Raw genomic sequence first — 17,928 nt, forward strand, 5'->3', positions numbered from 1 at the left:
GCAGGCGGTTTTGGCAAAAAACAGCGATTACTTAAAGGTAATCCGGCTGCTGACTTGTTTAACCAACGCCTCATGGGCTTTTTTGTCGTCGGAAACCGTCATCAGCTGGACGTTAATCAGCTGCACGCCCTGCTGGGTCAACAGCGTGGTATTGAGGGCGCTCTTTTCCTGCTGTTTCAGCGCGGCATCAATATGCAGGAACGGGTGGTCAGCCAGGGTAATCACCTCTTTTTTGGCGACGTTCACCGTGGAGTACTGCTTTTTCAGGGCAGTCATCATGCTCGGGATCGCCTCTTCCAGTGACGCCTTCATCTTCTCGTCTGCCACCGGTTGCACACCCATCACGGTGGTGACAGTGATCATCTGGCGGGTTTCAGGGTTGACGAAAATGCGGGTGCGCGAGTTGGATTTCTCGTCCACCGCCGGGGATTTGTCCGCGAAGCCTTTCGGGATATTCATCGAGAACGACGGGGCTTCCGCTTGAACAGGCGCTTGCGGGGCGCTGGGTGCGGCCTTGGCTTCCTCTGCCGTTGCCTCCTGCGCCTTCACTGCCGGGGCAGGGGCCGCGTTGGCGTCAGCCGCCGGGGCGGTTTTGCTTTCTGCCGGTTTGGCGGCAGCGGTTTTGGTGCTGTCTGCCGCATTGTCACACGCGGTCAACCCGGTCAGCATCAGCGCCACCAGGGAGTATTTCATAAACGGGGTCATGGTATAAATTCCTAAGGTAATGTAGCTGGCGCAATATACACAGGTCATGGCAGGAGGCGAATACAATCTGATTTCACTCTGGCTACATTGTTAAGTTATTGTTTAATTGATTGAAAGATGAAAAAGTGGGGGCGGCGCATTACTGCCGCGGCCGCAGGGCAGGCGGCGTGCCCAGGTGAGATATAACCAGTGTGAATTATTAATTAGGGAATTATTATGGCGAATATAGTGTGGCAGGATCTGCACCACAGTGACCTCACCGCCGCCCAGCTCTACGCGGTGCTGGCATTGCGCTGCGAGGTGTTTGTGGTGGAACAGCAATGCGCCTATCTGGATGTGGATGGGCAAGACCTGAGCGGCGAAACACGCCACCTGATCGGCTGGCAGGCGGGGAAACCGGCGGCCTATGCGCGGCTGCTGAAACATGACGAGGCCGCCATTGGCCGGGTGATCGTCGCGCCTGCCGCGCGTGGGCAGCGGCTCGGCAGGGCGCTGATGGAACAGGCACTGGCGGCCTGCGCGCGCCACTGGCCGCAGGCCGGCGTGATGCTCTCTGCCCAGGCGCATCTCCAGCCGTTTTACCGCGCGCTGGGGTTCCAGCCCTGTTCAGCGGTGTATGACGAAGATGGCATCCCGCATATCGATATGCGGCTAACGCACGGCGATCAGCGATCCCAGTAGGGCGGGTCGCCCATTTTTTCCACCAGAAAATCCACCACCGCCCGCACATTGCGTGACGGCAACCGGCTGCGCGGGTAGAGCGCGGCCAGCGTGGACGGCTCCAGTGTAATCGACGCCTGATACGCCGGCAGCAGCCGCACCAGCCGCCCCTGGTGCAGCGCCTCGCCAATCAGCCAGCTCGGGAACAGCACCAGCCCGAGGCCGTCCAGCGCCGCCTGCGTCAGGGTTTCGGCGTTGTTGCCGGTCAGCGGCCCGCGCAGGCTGTAGGCCTGCCACGGCTGTTCACCCTCACGCGGGCGGAAAAACCAGCGCTGCGGCCCGGATGACCCCTTAAATACCAGGCAACGGTGCGCGTGCAGATCCTCCGGGGTGCGCGGCGTGCCGAACCGTGCCAGATAGGCCGGGCTGGCCGCCAGCCGGTAGCGCAGCCGTGCCAGCGGGCGGGCGTGCATACTGGAATCGTTCAGCACGCCGATGCGGATCAGCAGGTCAGCGGCGGTGTGCAGCGGGTCAACATAGTCGTCGGTCTGGGTCAGCTCCACATTGAGTTTCGGGTAACGCTCCGCCAGCGCCGCCAGCCACGGGGCAAGGTGCCGCTGGCCGAACACCACCGGCGCATTGATGCGCACCAGCCCGCCCGGCAACTGTTCCCGCTCCTGCAAGGTGCGCGCCGCCTCATCCGCCTGTTCCAGCATCCGCCGTGCGTAATGGCTGAACGCCAGCCCCGCTTCCGTGGGGGCCAGGGCGCGGGTGTTGCGGTACAGCAACTGGGTGTGCAGATGCTGCTCGAGCTGCTGGACAACCCGCGAAACAGAAGAGGGCGCGACCCCGGTGCGACGCGCTACCTCGGAAAAGCTCCCTTCATCCAGTACGGCCACAAACAGGCGCAAGGCCCGCAGGGAAACGGCATCGAAATCGTTCATCTGTGCATTATCCGCAAAACTCTTTTCGCTATTATCCGGTTTTTCGCAATAGCGCGCCACGTTATAGTCCGCCTCCGCCCGGTGGGCGGCCTGTTTTTGCATTCACGTGCTGACACCTTTCTTTTAACAACAAAAAGGCAACGTATGAATTTGTTACTGATCCCGCTGGTGATCCTCGGCGGCATGGGGCTGTCGGTCGAGGCCGGATTGCTCGGCCCGCTGGGCAGCGAAGTCGGCCATCTCTGGGCCACCCTGAGCATCTTTGGCGTCGGCAGCGCCCTGACGCTGCTGCTGGTGCTGTTTTTCGGCCCGCGCAACGCGCCTTCATTTACCGCGCAACCCGCCTGGCAACTGCTCGGCGGCATCCTGGGGCCGGTGTATGTAGTGGTGCTGACGCTGACCACGCCGGTTATCGGGCTGGCCATGACCATGATCGCCATTCTCTCCGGGCAGGTGGCCAAAAGTGTGCTGATCGACCATTACGGCTGGTTTGGTGGGGCGAAGAAGAAAATCGGCAGGGAACGCCTGCTGGCGCTGCTGTTCATTATTGCGGCACTGTGGCTGATTGCACGGGGATAAACGATGACAGAAATGATTATGGTGGTACTGGCGATCGTCGCCGGGGCCGCGCTGAGCGTACAGGCAGCGATTAACGGGCAACTCGGCGCACGCGTCGGGGTGTTGAAAAGTGCGTTCCTCACCTTCAGCCTCGGGGCGCTGGTGACGATGCTGCTGATCCTGTTCTTTGAGAGCGCGCATCCGCAAACGCTGATGACGGTGCCGAAGTGGCAACTGGCCGGTGCGCTGTTTGGCGTGCCGTATATCATCATCATGGTGACGGCGGTGCCGCGTGTCGGCACGGCGGTGGCGACGGTGGCGGTGATCCTCGGCCAACTGGCGATGAGCATCCTGATCGACAGCTTCGGCTGGCTGGATAACCCGGAGATCCCGCTCAATGGGAACCGCCTGGCGGCGCTGGTGTGTCTGGCGGTGGCGTTGGTGTTGATTTACCGGAGTAATAAGAAGGGGGAGTAGGGCTGGTGCCCTGCGTCATCCGTTTATCGGTTTTGGGGAATGTTTCGGTGAGGTGGCATGTTTCAGCGAGGTGGAATGTTTCGGTTGTTCAGCATCGCTGGCTGCCTGAGCCTCCGAGCCTCAACCGAGCAGGGCCTGCCGGCGCGCCGGCCCTGCACCCGCGGGCATAAGTGCCGCATGTTAATTTTAATGGGTAACGTGGCATGTTTCGGTTGTTCAGCATCGCTGGCTGCCTGAGCCTCCGAGCCTCAACCGAGCAGGGCCTGCCGGCGCGCCGGCCCTGCACCCGCGCGCTTTCGGTGCCCCGGCTGAATCATTGCCCGCGTAGCGGGTCCCTTCGTTTCACCTCCGGGCTTTTCGGGCCGGTGCAGACACGCTCCCGGCGTGACTGCACCTCTCGCACACGTCGTGTGTGCTCGCCCGGCCCTGCGGCTCACTCAGCAATGATTTTTACGCCCCCACCAGACTGCAAACCTTTTGGTATGTCAGGAAAGGGTAGGGGGAGTCTTATATGTTCTGTGTTTCTCTTCCTTCAGCCTGTCTCAATATCCCTTTAGTTGCCGGTGTTGATTAAAAAATCTTCCCTTGTTACCCCAAATTCAACTTTTTCTAAGTAACCGATTGCGCAACCGTTAAAAATCCGTATCTTTACGGCCATTAACGATATGTGAGCAAGATCACGAAACAAATGCATAACATTGCAACTCAAATTGACATTTGTTGACACAATCGCGTATTAAGTTACGAAATCATGACACTTAAGAATGTTCTGAAGTTCCGGCGGTAAACCGGTCGCGGAATGTTTGACAGCAATGATCGTTAATGACGCTGCCGCCGCGGGTTTTGTTGGTTGACACCTCCCCAACCCGGCAGGGAAACGCCCCCCTTCACGCACTGGTAACCACAATGAAAAATCGTCTTTTCGCCGCGGGCGCGTTGATCGCCCTCTCTTACAGCGCTACCGCTTTGGCTGAATCCAATGTCGGGTCCAGCGATCAGGGGGAATACCTCTCTGACTGGTGGAAACAGAGCGTCAATGTGGTGGGCAGCTATCACACCCGCTTCGGGCCGCGGCTGAATAACGATATCTACCTGGAATATGAAGCTTTCGCCCATAAAGACTGGTTCGACTTCTACGGCTACCTCGATGTGCCGAAAACGTTCGGCGCAGGCAACAGCAACGATACCGGCATCTGGGACAAAAACGGCTCACCGCTGTTTATGGAGATTGAACCGCGCTTCTCCATCGACAAACTCACCGGCACTGACCTGAGCTTTGGGCCGTTCAAAGAGTGGTACTTCGCCAACAACTATATCTTCGACCTCGGCCCGGACAGCGATAACCGCCAGAACACCTGGTATATGGGCCTCGGCACCGACATCGATACCCATACCCCGCTGAACCTCTCGCTGAACGTCTATGCCAAATACCAGTGGGAAAACTACAGCGCCGCCAACGAAAACAGCTGGGACGGCTACCGCTTCAAGGTCAAATACTTCCTGCCGCTGGGCGACCTGTGGGGCGGCCACTTCAGCTACATCGGCTTCACCAACTTCGACTGGGGTTCTGACCTCAACGAAAACGGCAACAAGTCCCGGACCAGCAACTCCATCGCTTCCAGCCATATCCTGGCGCTGAACTACGCCCACTGGCACTACTCTGTGGTGGCGCGTTACTTCCATAACGGCGGCCAATGGCAGGACGGCACCGAGCTGAACTTCGGCAACGGCAACTTTGACGTCAAGTCCACCGGCTGGGGCTACTACGCGGTGATCGGCTACAGCTTCTGATCCCCGTTCCCCTGCCCGCAAAACCCGGCTCCGGCCGGGTTTTCTGTTTGTTGCGCGAAAAACAACCAAAACGATGCGCGACCCCGCCCGCCGGTTATGGCATAATGCGCGCCTCATCACATTCCCAGACAAGAGCGAGCGTTGTGTTAAGTACTAACAACATCACCATGCAATTCGGCAGCAAGCCGCTGTTCGAAAATATTTCCGTCAAATTTGGCGGCGGCAACCGTTACGGCCTGATCGGCGCCAACGGCTGCGGCAAATCCACCTTTATGAAAATTCTCGGCGGGGATCTGGTGCCGAGCAGCGGCAACGTGTTCCTTGATCCGAACGAACGCCTGGGTAAATTGCGCCAGGACCAGTTCGCCTACGAGAATTTCTCCGTGCTGGACACCGTGATCATGGGCCACGACGAACTGTGGCAGGTGAAAGAAGAACGCGACCGCATCTACGCGATGGCCGAGATGAGCGAAGAGGACGGCTACAAAGTGGCTGACCTGGAAGTGGCCTACGGTGAAATGGATGGCTACACCGCCGAAGCCCGCGCCGGTGAATTGCTGCTGGGTGTCGGCATCCCGGTAGAACAGCATTACGGCCCGATGAGCGAAATCGCCCCCGGCTTCAAACTGCGGGTGCTGCTGGCGCAGGCGCTGTTCTCCAACCCGGAGATCCTGCTGCTCGACGAACCGACCAACAACCTGGACATCGACACCATCCGTTGGCTGGAGCAGGTGCTGAACGAACGTAACAGCACCATGATCATCATTTCGCACGACCGTCACTTCCTGAACATGGTCTGCACCCACATGGCTGACCTGGACTACGGCGAGCTGCGCGTGTATCCGGGCAACTATGACGAGTACATGACTGCCGCCACCCAGGCGCGTGAGCGCCTGCTCTCTGACAACGCCAAGAAAAAGGCACAGATTGCCGAACTGCAATCCTTTGTCAGCCGCTTCAGCGCCAACGCCTCCAAATCCAAGCAGGCCACCTCGCGCGCGCGCCAGATTGACAAAATCCAGCTCGATGAAGTCAAAGCCTCCAGCCGCCAGAACCCGTACATCCGCTTCGAGCAGGACAAAAAGCTGTTCCGTAACGCGCTGGAAGTGCAGGAACTCTCCAAAGGGTACGATGAGGGGCTGCTGTTCAAGAACCTCAACCTGATGGTGGAAGTGGGCGAGAAAGTCGCGGTACTGGGCGCGAACGGCATCGGTAAAACCACGTTGCTGAAAACGCTGGTGGGTGACATCGAGGCCAATGCCGGGACGGTGAAATGGTCTGAAAACGCCAACATCGGCTACTACGCGCAGGACCACGCGGAAGATTTCGACGTGGACATGACGGTCTTTGACTGGATGAGCCAGTGGAAGCAGGACAAAGATGACGAGCAGGCGGTGCGCGGCATCCTCGGCCGCCTGCTGTTCGGCCAGGACGACATCAAGAAAAAGGTCAAAGTGCTCTCCGGGGGTGAAAAGGGCCGTATGCTGTTCGGTAAGCTGATGATGCGCAAACCGAACGTGCTGATCATGGACGAACCCACCAACCACCTCGACATGGAGTCGATCGAGTCACTGAACATGGCGCTGGAGATGTACGAAGGCACCCTGATCTTCGTCTCCCATGACCGGGAGTTCGTCAGCTCGCTGGCGACCCGCGTGCTGGAGATCACCCCGAACAAGGTTATCGACTTCGGCGGCACCTACGAAGACTACCTGCGCAGCCAGGGCATCTACGCCTGATTTTACGCGCACAAAAAAGCCGGGCATCTTGCCCGGCTTTTTTTATGGCGGCGATTCAGGCCCGGCTTACAGGTGCCACACCCGGCTCTCCACGCCATCCACCCGCAGGCGGCGGGTTTCACCCGGCGGCAGGGTCAGGGCAATCTCTTGCCAGGCAGGCTGGTAACGGCCTTTGCGCTGGAAGGTGAGCTGGATCTCGGTGGCGGTGCAGGCCATTTCCCATGTCAGCCACAGCGCGTCACCTTGCTGGTAGCCCCAGGATTCGCCGTCATCCTCAAACAGGCTGCCGTGGGAGACGCCTTCTCCCCGCAGCGGGTAGAGTTTCAGCTCACGCACGCTGTCGGCCTGGGCGTCCACATGGGTGAGGCGGGCGCTGTGCGGCAGGGCGGCCCCGGCGCGCACCAGCAGCGGCAGCCGCTCCAGCGGGGCATCCAGCGTCACCTGCTGGCCGCCGCTGAACCACTGGCCGCTGTGGTAGTCATACCAGCCGCTGTGGTTGTCCGGCAGCCACAGGCTGCGTTGGCGTTGCCCCGGCTCCACCACGCTCGCCACCAGCAGATCGCGCCCCAGCATAAACTCATCGCATTCCGCAAAGGTCTGCGCGTCATGCTCATGGTCGAGGAAAGTCGGCCGCAGCATCGGCTCGTCATCCGCGTGGGCCTGCCACAACAGGGTGTAGAAATAGGGCAGCAGCCGGTAGCGCAGCTCAATCGCCTCGCGGATCGCCGGGGTCACCGCCGGGTACATCCACGGCTCGTTGACGGTGTGGTCATCATTCCAGGAGTGGATGGTAAAGCGCGGGTGCATCACGCCGTTCTGTACCCAGCGCACAAACAGTTCCGCCCCCGGTTTGTCGCCGGAGAAGCCGCCGACGTCGTGGCCGACGTTGTACAGCCCCGACAGGCTCATGCCGACGCCCATGCGGGTGTTGTAGCGCAGCGTCTCCCAGTTGGTGCGGTTGTCGCCGCTCCAGGTCTGCACGTAGCGCTGCATCCCGGCGCAGCCGGAACGGGAGATCAGGTAGGGGCGTTTGTGCGGCGTGAACGCCTGCTGCGCCTCCATTGACGCACGCATCATCAGCAGCGGCATCACCGGGCGGATATGCTTGATGGCGATCTCGCGGCCGAACCCGTGGCAGCGCGCCTCGCCGTCCCACACTTCATATTCGTTGTTGTCATTCCAGGTGGAATCGATGCCTTTTTCCAGCAGTTGTTTGGTCACGCCCTGCTGCCACCAGGCCACGGCATCCGGGTTGGTGAAATCAAGGTGTGAGCCTTCGTCATCCCAGAAACTGGAGCGCTCCGGGCAGGCCTGCTCTGAATCCCGGATGAACAGCCCGCGCTCCGCCACTTCCTGGTAACGCGGGTGATCCTGCAACAGGCACGGCTTGATGTTGGCCGCCAGTTTCAGCCCGGCGTCATGGAACGCCTGCGTCATTACTTCCGGCTGCGGCACTTTCTCATAGTTCCAGTTGAACACGTAGCGCTTGTTGTTGATCGAGGTATAGCCGGAGGAGAGCTGGAACGAGTCGCAGGGGATCGCCTGCTCGCGGCAGAGGCGGATAAAGTGCATCAGCTGCTGCTGGGCGTCCGGCGCGTCGGTGTAGTGCATGGTGGAACCGCTGTAGCCCAGGCTCCATTTTGGGCCGAACAGCGTTTTGCCGGTCAGGCGCACAAAGGCTTTGGTGACATCCAGCACCTGCGGGCCGAGGAACAGGTAGTAGTCGATATCACCCGCTTCCGCCTGCCAGCGGCGGAAAGGCAGGTGATAGTTATCCAGCTCGTTGCCCAGGTCGAGCCAGCAACTGCTGAGGTTGTCATAAAACAGCCCGAAACTGATGTCCGGCCGCCGGGTGATGGTAAACGGGATGTGTTTGTAGAGCGGGTCAGTGGAGGCGGCGTTGTAGCCCATCGCGTCCAGGTTGCGCATCTCATAACGTTTGCCGGTGCGCTGCAACGGCCCGGCTTTCTCACCCAGCCCGTAATAGGCTTCCTCTTTGAAGCGGCGCTGGTAGTGCGCCACGCCGTCACCGTGGGCGTTGAGCAGGTAAGCACTGGTTGGCCGGTCACTGGCCAGCAGCTGCCACGCCCCGGCCTCATCCCGGTAGTGCCACTCCAGCCACAGCGGCTGGTGCACCGTCACGCGCAGTCTCTCTGTGCTGAGGCACAACGTCCCGTCCTGCTCCTCCAGGGTGAAGCCCGGCAGGGCAAAGCCCGCCACGCTCTCCCGCGCGCGGCCTTCCCACGGCACATCGCCATCCGGGGCGATGCTCCAGGTGCGATCCAGGGCCAGCTGGTTGCGGCGTTTAATCAGCACGCGGAACAGGCCGGTATCCAGCACATAGAGGCAGAGGCGGTGGCTGCCGTCGACGGCTAACTCAACGTGGTGGTCATCGGCGGTCAGCAGTGACCAGTTTTTCAGCGTTTTCATCGTTACATTCCCTTTCAGGCACGCGCGGTGCGGCGTTCAGCAATAAAGGCGATCAGGAAGACCGCGCCAATCAGGTCAAAGAAACCCATGGCAATAAACAGGGGGTTGAAGCCAATCTGGTCAGCGGTGACGCCGATCAGCAAGGAGAACAGGAAACTGGCGATCCAGGCGGCCGAGCCGCGCATCCCGTTCACGGTGGCCATCTGCCCGCGGTCAAAGGAGTCCACCACCAGTGCGCTCAACATGCAGGAGATGATCTGGTGGCCGAAGCCGCCGACCGAGATCAGGGCGATAGCGACATACGGATCTTCCGTGGTGGCGACCAGCGCCAGGGAGAGCATCAGGAACGCGCCGGTCACTGAGCTGGCCACCACCGAGTTGGTGCGGGTGCAACCAAAGACGCGGACGTAGAGTTTGGTCAGGTAACCGCTGGCCACGCTGCCGAGGTCGGCGGCCAAAAACGGCAGCCAGGCGAACATGGCGATCTGTTTGAGGTCCATGCCGCGCTCATTGGCGAGGTAGAGCGGCACCCAGAAGCTCAGCACCGCCCACGCCGGTTCGGCCATGAACGCCGGGATGGCGATGCCGTAGAAGCGTTTGTTTTTTGCCACGGTTTTCAGCGCAGTGATAAACGGCAGCTTCACCGCCGGCGGCTCGTTATCCTGCTTGATGAACGTCAGCTCATCTTTGCTCAGGCGCGGGTGCTGCTCCGGGTTATGGTAGAACAGCCACCAGAGCACCACCCAGGCCAGCGCCAGCCCGCCGGTAAACATAAACGCACCCTGCCAGCCAAACGACACATGGGCGAAGTAGACGATCGGCGGGGCCAGCATCGCCCCGACAGAGAAGCCCACGCCCGCCCAGCCTGCCGCAATCGGCCGCTCTTTTTTCGGGAACCACTCGCCGATGGTTTTGGCGTTGGCCGGGGTGGCGGCGGCTTCCGCACCGCCCATAAAGAAGCGCAGGATCGCCAGGTGCAGCCAGCTGCCGGCCCCGGCGTGCAGTATACAAACCACCGCCCAGACGGTGGCGCAGATCAGGAAGCCGAGCTTCAGGCCGATCACGTCAATCAGCCAGCCGCAAATCGGCTGGAACAGGGTGTAGGCGAGCTGGAAGGCCCCGACGATCCAGGAGTATTGCTCCGTGGTGATACCGAGGCTGGTTTTCAGTTCCGGCGCGAGGATGCCGAGCGAGTTGCGGGTAATGTAGTTAATGGTGACGCCGAGCAGAAACAGCACCAGCACCCACCACCGCAGGTGACGGAAAGTGCGCTTCGCCGTAACGGCGGCCACATCCTGATTTATGCCATGACTCATTCTTGTTCTCCACGTAGGTGCGGTAGCATTCGGAATTGGTATAACAGCATTTAGCAAGGGGGTATTTATTTAATGCTTTGAATATTCTGTGTTTTATAGGAATTTTTAGAGTAAGCAGAACAAAAGGTGTTCGACAGATTGAGCCTAATCGAGTTATAAACTGACCAACAGCGGATTTTCTGCAAATTTTTTCACCACGCCGGAAAACAGCCGCCAACCATCGCGGCAAAGCAGATAAACACGGGCATAAAGGTGGGTGAAAATTTTTTCATCGGCAAATCAGGCACAGATCACAAAATGGATAAAAAGCTAAAAATCACTGAGATCGCGGCGCAAACCGGCCTGTCGATCAGTACGGTCTCGCGGGTGCTGGCCGGGAAAGCCAACACCAGCGACACGGCGCGGCAGAAAGTGCTGGCCTGTGCGCAGGCGCAGGGGGTATTGCAGGGCATGGCGGCCGGGCGGCTGCTGATCAACAGCCTGGTGGTGTTTGCGCCGCAACGGGCGTTTGATGAGCGGTCAGATGTGTTTTATTACCGGGTGATGCAGGGCATCAGCCAGGCGCTGGCCGCGCATGAGGTGCGGCTGCGCTACTGCCCGCTGGAGGAGCTGGGCAGTGACGCCAACCTGTTCCTGAGCAAAATGCATGACGCCGCGACGGAAGCCGCGATCCTGATCGGTATTGATGACCCGCACATCCACGATCTGGCGGCGGACATCGGCAAGCCCTGCGTGCTGATCAACTGCCGTGACCGGAAAATGCGCCTGCCGGGTGTGGCACCGGATCACCAGCTGATCGGCGAATACGCGGCGGCTTACCTGTTTGAGCAGGGGCATAAGGCGGTGGTCAATCTGCTCTGTTTACGGCGCTACACGATGGAACTGCGGCTGGCGGGCATCCGCGACGCCTGGGAGGCGCATAATCTGCCGTTTGATGAGGCGCAGCACCTGATCAGCGCCCAGAGTTTCAGTGCCAGGGAGAGTGAGCAGCTTATCAGCGATTTTCTGGCGGAGACACCGCGCGCCCGGTGGCCGAGTGCGTGGCTGGTCGGCGGGGATTTTATGGCCGCGGGTGCGGTAAGTGCGTTGCAGAAAGCCGGGCTGCGGGTGCCGCAGGACATCTCCGTGATGAGCATCGACGGCTTTAACCTGGCGGCGATCCACGATGTGCCGCTCACGTCACTGCACGTCCCGCGGGATGAACTGGGCAGCGAGGCGGTGCATCTGCTGCAACAACGGCTGATCCGCCCGCAGGCCCCGGTCGGGAACCTGCTGCTGAACGGCACGCTGGTGGTGCGGGACTCGGTGCGCCGCATCCGCCCGCATAAAGCCCACACCGCCGTGCAAAACGAAGGGCTGTACGATGAGTGAGCGGGGTCAGGGCGCGTTACCGTGGAGAAGCCTTCGGACAATCCACTGACCGGACAGCCCTGTCAGCCACACGGCAGCTACCAGCATCACGCCCAGTTCCGCGATATGGTAACGCGGGATATTGTGTGTCAGCGCCAGATGAAACAGATGGGCGGTCGCGGCCGGCAGGCTAAAGGCCCGGTAACGGGTGAAACAGAGCGCAAACAGGGACAACGTCAGGGCAATGCTCAGGAGCGGATACCCGCTGAATCCCATGCCGCGCCAGGCAAATAACGGCAGTGTGATCAGATAACGGCTGATCAGGTGCCCATTAAGCGGGGTGATATCAGCAAACCGTAACCGCCCGGCTTCCATCTCTTCGCCGGCGGCAAAACCCCGATAGAAATATTGGACGCGTTGTTGCCAGGGCGCCGGCGGCAGATCCCCGGCAAAAGGCGTACAGGGAACCCGCTCTGTGCCCATATCAAAACAGATTTCCCGGTTAAGGCGTTCACAACGGCCATGGCGCAAAAAATCTTGTGCGGAAATGCCGGTAATCTTTCCCGCCGCCGGACGCAGGCCGGGGTGGGAAAACGCATAGGCCATGCAGCGATATTCGCTGCCGCTGGGGGCCACCGTTAACATCAGCCGCACCGCCGCCACCGTTTTACCGCGCTCGGCAATGGTGTAGTGATCAAACAACAGGGCATTGCGCACCATCCAGGGCGTGACAACCAACAAAAAGACCCCGGCCGCCACAGCAGCGTGACGCCGGTATCGCCATGCCAGTATCAGTAACGGTACCAGAGGGATGTAGAGGAATTGCGCTTTGGTTAACGCCAGTAACCCCAGCGCCAGGCCGGCCGCCACTGCCGTGCCTGTCCTGGGCTGTTGCTGTAACCGGAACAAAAACAGGGAGGCGATAAACAACAATAATGCCGCCGGTGCCTCGTTGTTATAGTAATTAAACAGCCGTGGCGTCGTGTAAAAAACCAGCAGCGAAAGCGCCAGCCCCAGTATGGCGTAAGGCAGGCTGCGTAACTGGTGGGAGATCAGGCTACAGATGGCCGTGATGAGCAGGGCATAAAACACCAGGTTAATCTGTTTAAACAACAGGGCATGTTGGCCGGCGAGCACCTCTGCCGGTGTGGAGGCATGGCCCGTCAGCCACAGCAGCCCTGCCGTCAGGGCAGGCCATGCCGGTTCGCGAACCATGTCCGGCAGGGACGTAGGGGCACTGGAAAAAACCCCGTGCTGCACGATATTAACGGCGATACTCAGATTCTGATAACCGTCTGCCACGATGGGGGTGGCGGTCAGGCGTGGGTGCAACACCAGCAGGCTGATAACAAAACAGGCAAGGGGCCAGAGCCGGCGGGCCAGCGTACGCGTTTTATTGTTCACGGTAATTTACCTGGTAAATGGCATAGCCATCACTTTCCGCCAGGCGGGTCAGGCTGAACCCGGCCGCCTTCCCTGCCGGGGACAATAACGCCGCAGGTTGCAGGGCCGCATTGACGATCACCACCTGAACATGGAAACGCCGCATCTCTGTTTCCAGGGCTGCCAGGTGGGGCTGTGGGGCGTTAATGGCATTAAACAGGCGCATCCGTGCAGCAAACTCTTCAGGCGGCAGGATGGTTTGCAGCATCACCGGGTAGGTGTGGCCCGGCATCACCAGGCCAAAGTCAGGTTTTAACAGCGGCACGAAGGCTGCAATGGCACTGTCAGTCAACAGGTTACCCTGCAGGTGCAGCCTGTCGAGCTGCGCCATCAGGTGCACCGCCGTCTGATATTGGGGCGGCAGCTTGGCAGAGGGCCAATGAAGTTGTGTGCCGTTCCCGGCTGCCAGGGTCCAGCGCCCGCCCAACAGGAAAGCCACGCATACCGCACAGCCCAGCAATGCACCGGCCAGAAAACGCCCCCCGCCGGTGATGGCCGCCGCCAGGGCGGTACTGACAAGCAGCGGCACAGGCGCGGCCCAGGCCAGCCGCCAGCTCATATTACGGGCGGAAACCTGGGCCAGCAGGTCTGCAAACCAGGGGTTTAAAATCATCAGCAACGTCGTCACGGTAAACAGCAGGTAGCTCAGCGTACCGCGCCGCCAGGCCAGGACACTGCAGCCGAGCAGCAGGGCCAGCAGTGACAGCGCATCACGGCGCGCCAGCCCCAACGAGGCATTGATGGGCAGGTAAGTGCCGACGTCTGCCAGTGAGATGCCGGAGGGAGTGATGAACTTCAGCCAGAACACAAAGATGGCCGGATAAATCAGCGCGATACCCAGGAAGAACCAGAAACGGACCGCCTGCTTTAGCGGTTTATCCAGGGCGCAGGCCGCCACCAGCACACTGGTAAAGACGGTCAGTACCAGCCCCGATGAAGAGACGCCCAGCGTCATAATATGCACCGCGGCCAGCGGCAAGGTGCGCCATAGCGCAGGCCGCTTCAGCAACAGCAGGCCGGTAATCGCCGTTAAGGGCGTGGTCAGGGCGATCAGCAGCGCTTTGCCCTGAAACAACCGGACAAATACCCGGTTGCCGTACGCAATATGGGATTCTCCCCAGGCAAACAGCAACAGCACACACAGCGCGGTGGCCAGTACCGCCCCGTTACGCGGCAGGAATAACCGGCTGAACAAAAAGGCGACCCCCACCGTCAGCGCCGCGCTGATGCCCGGTACCAGCAGGTAGTAAACGGTGAACAGCGGCAGGTGGCTCCAGGTGGCGAGCCAGGCGATAAACGTTTCATACGACGCAATACGGTAGGGCGCAAAACGGAAATGGGGAGAAACCGACCCCAGTGTGGTATCAAACGTGAGCGGCACCAGGGCAGGATGGCGTAACGTCTGGTCGGCGAGTTGGATGAAATGGGAATCATCGTAGTCAGAGCGGTACGCGATGAGCGTCAGAATAACCGCGATCAGCATCATGCCGAGCAGCGCACCATTCTGCCAGGCACGGGCCGGCAGCAGTGGGTCGGGTGTCAGCGCCGCCGCAGGCTGGCGACGTTTGGTCAGCGCGATCAACAGCAGGCCGATAACGACGGTGCAAAAGCGCCAGCGATAGTCAGGCACCCAGAACAGCACCAGCGCCGTGATCAGAATAATCATGACCCCGGCCAGTCCGGGTGCCTGCCATGCCGGCAGCGCCGGGCGCGCATGCAGGTAAACGGTGCTGAAGGCGCAGGCACCCCAGGCAGCCAGCGCCAGCGTCAGCGGCAATGCATAGAGGAAACCGCGGCTCAGTGACTGCCAGGGCAGCCCGCCAAAGGTGGCGGCATGCAGGGCAACCGTCCAGAGGATAAAAGGCAACGTAATAAAGGCGACACCAAAGGCCACCCAGCGTTCGGGCAGCAGCGCCGTGCGCAATGAGACAGCGTGTATCATGCAGGTCGTATCCTTCGAGGTGAGCAAAAGAGACCGGTAACCACAAAAAACAATACATCCCCGGCGACAGTAATCAGGCGCCCGGCCAGGACCGCCATCACCACATCCGGATCAGCCACCACACCTTTTAACAGGAAAATCAGTACCATTTCGCGGATGCCCACCCCGGCCGGGGCGCCGGGCGTTACCAGGCCTGCCAGCCAGGCCAGCACATACGCCCCGCATAATGAGGGTAACAACGGCAGTAACGGTGCAGGCGCGGGCACAATGGTGCCGGCCAGTACGGCGCAAAACAGCAACCCGGCAATCAGCAAAAACAGGCTGTAGTACAGCAGGGCGGTGCACAGTAAGGGAGCGCGCTCAGGGGGGCTGATACGCCGCAACAGGACAGAGGCCATGAACCAGGCAGCCAGGGCCAGCAGGGCCGCTGCCGCCGGGGGCAACCACGGCAGCAGCAAGGGCAGTGCCAGCAATCCGCACAGCACCCCCCCGGCGCAAAGCAGGGCCAGCTCCCATAACGTTGATTTGGCCAATGCGCCGCCGGGCAGGCCGGCGGCCATGCCCAGGGCCTGCCGTCCGGCAAAATGGAAGATGTTGCCCGGCAGGTACTTGGCGAGTTGCGTCACGCCATAGATCCCCACCACCCAGCGTGGGCGGCAGCGCTGATGAAAACAGGCCAACAGTTGTGCCCAGCCGAAGGCCAGCAGCAGGTTGGCGGCACCGTAGGCCAGGGCGGCCGCGGCCATGCCAAGCCAGGCTGCCGGGCCAAACCGCGCCGGGTCCAATTGGCTGCCGTAGTGCCACAAGCGCTGGCCGACAAACAGCGTGCCGAGCAGGGCCAGCCCACTGCCTGCCCAGTTCAGGGTGCGTTTTAAGGCAGGGTTCATCGGCGTGGCGTACAGAGCAACATGGTCCAGGGCAGCGGACGCTTGACGTCTTCGACCTCAAAATAACGTGAGACTAACTGGATGAACCCCCGCTGTGACCAGTTTTGCAAATGGCCCGGCGTATTACCAAACTGCCCAAGGTATTTGCCGCGGGCCATATTCAGGACACGCCATAAAGGTTCACGCGGCACACTGATAATCAGGTGGCCGCTCACAATACGCTGCAACGCCTGCAATCCGGCTTCGGGGTCTTCCAGGTGTTCCAGGACTTCACAACAGACAATCAAATCCGCGCTGTCCTGCGGGGCCTGCACATCATAAATACTGCGGGCCGTGAACAGTGAACCCGCGTAGCCCTGTTCAGCCGCATTCTGTTGCGCCAGATCAATCACCTGGGTGGAGAAATCGCACCCCCGGGCATCAATGCCCTGCTGCTGCCAGCGCAATACCCAATAGCCTTCACCACACCCGATTTCATGAATAGAGCGCGGCGCAGCACGGGTTACCAGGTCAGTAAGCGCACCCTCAAACCCGGCCATCATCCACTTCACCACCGGGTTGGAAGAGCCGTATTTATCAAAGGTATTGCCGATAACAATGCCGTTTTCCTGACTGCCGCCGGCGATTTTAATGCCCATAGTGGTTCCTGTTCTCATGACGTGTTTCTGGGGTAACCGGAAGGGGGGGCTCCCGTGTGTCACCCTGCATATTTCCCGATTGCACCGGGCGCGTCTCTTCCTGGATATGTAACTGGGTTTTGTAGCGGATGTCCTCCAGCAGCTTGCGGTTCGCCGCCAGCAAGTCCGCGACGAACGCGATCAACAGCGTCTGGAAGCCCATGCCGAGCAGGGTAGCGGCCAGAATCAGGGATTGGACATAACCCTGGCCCTCCCCCTGGACGAAGTGCCACAAAAAACGCAGGCCGATTAAAAAACCAATGCCAAACAACGCCATGCCGATGACGCTGAAAAACCGGAAGGGACGATAAATAATGAAAATGCGGACAATGGTGATGATGCTGCGCTTAATGTAGGAGGCCATGCTTTTGACCAGCCGGGAAGGGCGCAAATCCTCATTGACCCGGATCGGCACCGACATAATGGCCATGTTCTTCTGCCCGGCCTGGATAATGGTTTCCAGCGTGTAGGTGTAATCATTGAACACAATCAGCCGTTGCGCCGCCGTACGGCTGATGGCGCGGAAACCGCTGGGGGCATCCGGGATATCGGTTTTGCTGGCGAGCCGGACGACCCAGCTGCCGAGTTTTTGCAGCCATTTTTTACAGGGTGAGAAGTGTTCAATGGTGGCAATGGGGCGCGCGCCGATCACCATCTCAGCCTGATGCGCCAGTACCGGTGCCGTCAGTACGGGAATGTCCCGCGCGTCATACTGATTATCAGCATCCGTATTAACAATCACATCCGCCCCCAGCGCCAGGCAGGCATCCAGGCCCGTCATAAAGGCGCGGGCCAGCCCCTGGTTACCGGTATGGCGGATAATATGGTCGACCCCATTTTCCTGAGCCACGCGGCAGGTCTCATCCTGACTGCCGTCATCAATAATCAGCCACTCCACGTGGTCAAAACCCGGCACCTGACGGGGCAGGTAGGAAAGGGCTAAGGCAAGCGTTCCCGCCTCGTTGTAGCAGGGTATCTGGATAATCAGTTTCAACGGAATTCCTCTGGC

At 60.2% G+C, this 17,928-nt stretch carries 15 protein-coding genes; 6 read left to right on the plus strand and 9 right to left on the minus strand.

Annotated features, from left to right (window positions below; all coding sequences use genetic code 11):
- Positions 1–27 precede the first annotated feature (27 nt).
- A complete protein-coding gene (locus JK232_RS12355) occupies positions 28–705 on the minus strand; it encodes a DcrB/PsbP domain-containing protein (RefSeq protein ID WP_101829209.1) in 678 nt (225 codons plus the stop codon).
- Between the two features lie 216 nt (positions 706–921).
- Between JK232_RS12355 and JK232_RS12360 the strand changes: the two genes are divergently transcribed.
- Positions 922–1,386: a GNAT family N-acetyltransferase gene (locus tag JK232_RS12360; RefSeq protein WP_101855026.1), complete on the plus strand. Its 465-nt coding sequence runs from the start codon at positions 922–924 to the stop codon at positions 1,384–1,386.
- Here the strand turns inward: JK232_RS12360 and JK232_RS12365 are convergent.
- A complete protein-coding gene (locus JK232_RS12365) occupies positions 1,371–2,309 on the minus strand; it encodes a LysR family transcriptional regulator (protein WP_072926861.1) in 939 nt (312 codons plus the stop codon). The two genes, JK232_RS12360 and JK232_RS12365, sit on opposite strands and share 16 nt — an antisense overlap.
- A 144-nt stretch (positions 2,310–2,453) precedes the next feature.
- On the opposite strand from JK232_RS12365, the gene JK232_RS12370 reads away from it, so the two are divergent.
- From JK232_RS12370 to JK232_RS12385, 4 genes are all read left to right on the plus strand, one after another.
- Positions 2,454–2,888, plus strand: a complete 435-nt coding sequence (locus JK232_RS12370) for a DMT family transporter (RefSeq protein ID WP_212589273.1) — start codon at positions 2,454–2,456, stop codon at positions 2,886–2,888.
- A gap of 3 nt (positions 2,889–2,891) precedes the next feature.
- Positions 2,892–3,344 (plus strand): DMT family transporter, encoded by a 453-nt coding sequence (locus tag JK232_RS12375; protein WP_072925961.1) that lies wholly within the window; start codon positions 2,892–2,894, stop codon positions 3,342–3,344.
- Between the two features lie 906 nt (positions 3,345–4,250).
- Complete coding sequence (locus tag JK232_RS12380) at positions 4,251–5,135, plus strand: nucleoside-specific channel-forming protein Tsx (RefSeq protein WP_072925960.1); 885 nt, start codon at positions 4,251–4,253, stop codon at positions 5,133–5,135.
- Positions 5,136–5,278: 143 nt separating this feature from the next.
- Complete coding sequence (locus tag JK232_RS12385) at positions 5,279–6,874, plus strand: ABC-F family ATPase (RefSeq protein ID WP_072925958.1); 1,596 nt, start codon at positions 5,279–5,281, stop codon at positions 6,872–6,874.
- A gap of 66 nt (positions 6,875–6,940) precedes the next feature.
- Here JK232_RS12385 and JK232_RS12390 read toward each other — a convergent pair whose 3' ends face one another.
- Positions 6,941–9,304: a glycoside hydrolase family 31 protein gene (locus JK232_RS12390; RefSeq protein ID WP_212589274.1), complete on the minus strand. Its 2,364-nt coding sequence runs from the start codon at positions 9,302–9,304 to the stop codon at positions 6,941–6,943.
- Between the two features lie 14 nt (positions 9,305–9,318).
- Positions 9,319–10,620, minus strand: a complete 1,302-nt coding sequence (locus tag JK232_RS12395; protein ID WP_101835032.1) for an MFS transporter — start codon at positions 10,618–10,620, stop codon at positions 9,319–9,321.
- 297 nt (positions 10,621–10,917) lie between these two features.
- Between JK232_RS12395 and JK232_RS12400 the strand changes: the two genes are divergently transcribed.
- The gene (locus JK232_RS12400) at positions 10,918–11,991 is read left to right on the plus strand and encodes a LacI family DNA-binding transcriptional regulator (protein ID WP_101835120.1); all 1,074 of its coding nucleotides are present in this window, start codon (positions 10,918–10,920) and stop codon (positions 11,989–11,991) included.
- A gap of 6 nt (positions 11,992–11,997) precedes the next feature.
- Here JK232_RS12400 and JK232_RS12405 read toward each other — a convergent pair whose 3' ends face one another.
- Genes JK232_RS12405 through JK232_RS12425 form a run of 5 tightly spaced genes read right to left on the minus strand, consistent with a single transcriptional unit; the run spans position 11,998 to position 17,913 of the window.
- A complete protein-coding gene (locus JK232_RS12405) occupies positions 11,998–13,374 on the minus strand; it encodes a hypothetical protein (protein WP_212589275.1) in 1,377 nt (458 codons plus the stop codon).
- The gene (locus JK232_RS12410; RefSeq protein ID WP_212589276.1) at positions 13,364–15,355 is read right to left on the minus strand and encodes a DUF6077 domain-containing protein; all 1,992 of its coding nucleotides are present in this window, start codon (positions 15,353–15,355) and stop codon (positions 13,364–13,366) included. The genes JK232_RS12405 and JK232_RS12410 overlap by 11 nt, the downstream gene beginning before the upstream one ends.
- Complete coding sequence (locus tag JK232_RS12415) at positions 15,352–16,242, minus strand: hypothetical protein (RefSeq protein WP_101829390.1); 891 nt, start codon at positions 16,240–16,242, stop codon at positions 15,352–15,354. Before JK232_RS12415 ends, JK232_RS12410 begins: the two co-directional genes overlap by 4 nt.
- Positions 16,239–16,880, minus strand: coding sequence for a class I SAM-dependent methyltransferase (locus JK232_RS12420; RefSeq protein WP_241522439.1), 642 nt, complete (start codon positions 16,878–16,880; stop codon positions 16,239–16,241). The genes JK232_RS12415 and JK232_RS12420 overlap by 4 nt, the downstream gene beginning before the upstream one ends.
- Positions 16,870–17,913 (minus strand): glycosyltransferase family 2 protein, encoded by a 1,044-nt coding sequence (locus tag JK232_RS12425; protein WP_079205147.1) that lies wholly within the window; start codon positions 17,911–17,913, stop codon positions 16,870–16,872. Before JK232_RS12425 ends, JK232_RS12420 begins: the two co-directional genes overlap by 11 nt.
- Positions 17,914–17,928: the final 15 nt, after the last annotated feature.

It is taken from the genome of Nissabacter archeti (assembly GCF_018257325.1).
Classification (GTDB): domain Bacteria; phylum Pseudomonadota; class Gammaproteobacteria; order Enterobacterales; family Enterobacteriaceae; genus Chimaeribacter; species Chimaeribacter arupi.

Excerpts from the sequence above, each read along its gene's own strand:
- JK232_RS12355 (WP_101829209.1), bottom strand. The coding sequence starts at position 705 with ATGACCCCGTTTATGAAATACTCCCTGGTGGCGCTGATGCTGACCGGG.
- JK232_RS12360 (WP_101855026.1), top strand. The coding sequence starts at position 922 with ATGGCGAATATAGTGTGGCAGGATCTGCACCACAGTGACCTCACCGCC.
- JK232_RS12365 (WP_072926861.1), bottom strand. The coding sequence starts at position 2,309 with ATGAACGATTTCGATGCCGTTTCCCTGCGGGCCTTGCGCCTGTTTGTG.
- JK232_RS12370 (WP_212589273.1), top strand. The coding sequence starts at position 2,454 with ATGAATTTGTTACTGATCCCGCTGGTGATCCTCGGCGGCATGGGGCTG.
- JK232_RS12375 (WP_072925961.1), top strand. The coding sequence starts at position 2,892 with ATGACAGAAATGATTATGGTGGTACTGGCGATCGTCGCCGGGGCCGCG.
- JK232_RS12380 (WP_072925960.1), top strand. The coding sequence starts at position 4,251 with ATGAAAAATCGTCTTTTCGCCGCGGGCGCGTTGATCGCCCTCTCTTAC.
- JK232_RS12390 (WP_212589274.1), bottom strand. The coding sequence starts at position 9,304 with ATGAAAACGCTGAAAAACTGGTCACTGCTGACCGCCGATGACCACCAC.
- JK232_RS12395 (WP_101835032.1), bottom strand. The coding sequence starts at position 10,620 with ATGAGTCATGGCATAAATCAGGATGTGGCCGCCGTTACGGCGAAGCGC.
- JK232_RS12400 (WP_101835120.1), top strand. The coding sequence starts at position 10,918 with ATGGATAAAAAGCTAAAAATCACTGAGATCGCGGCGCAAACCGGCCTG.
- JK232_RS12410 (WP_212589276.1), bottom strand. The coding sequence starts at position 15,355 with ATGATACACGCTGTCTCATTGCGCACGGCGCTGCTGCCCGAACGCTGG.
- JK232_RS12415 (WP_101829390.1), bottom strand. The coding sequence starts at position 16,242 with ATGAACCCTGCCTTAAAACGCACCCTGAACTGGGCAGGCAGTGGGCTG.
- JK232_RS12420 (WP_241522439.1), bottom strand. The coding sequence starts at position 16,880 with ATGGGCATTAAAATCGCCGGCGGCAGTCAGGAAAACGGCATTGTTATC.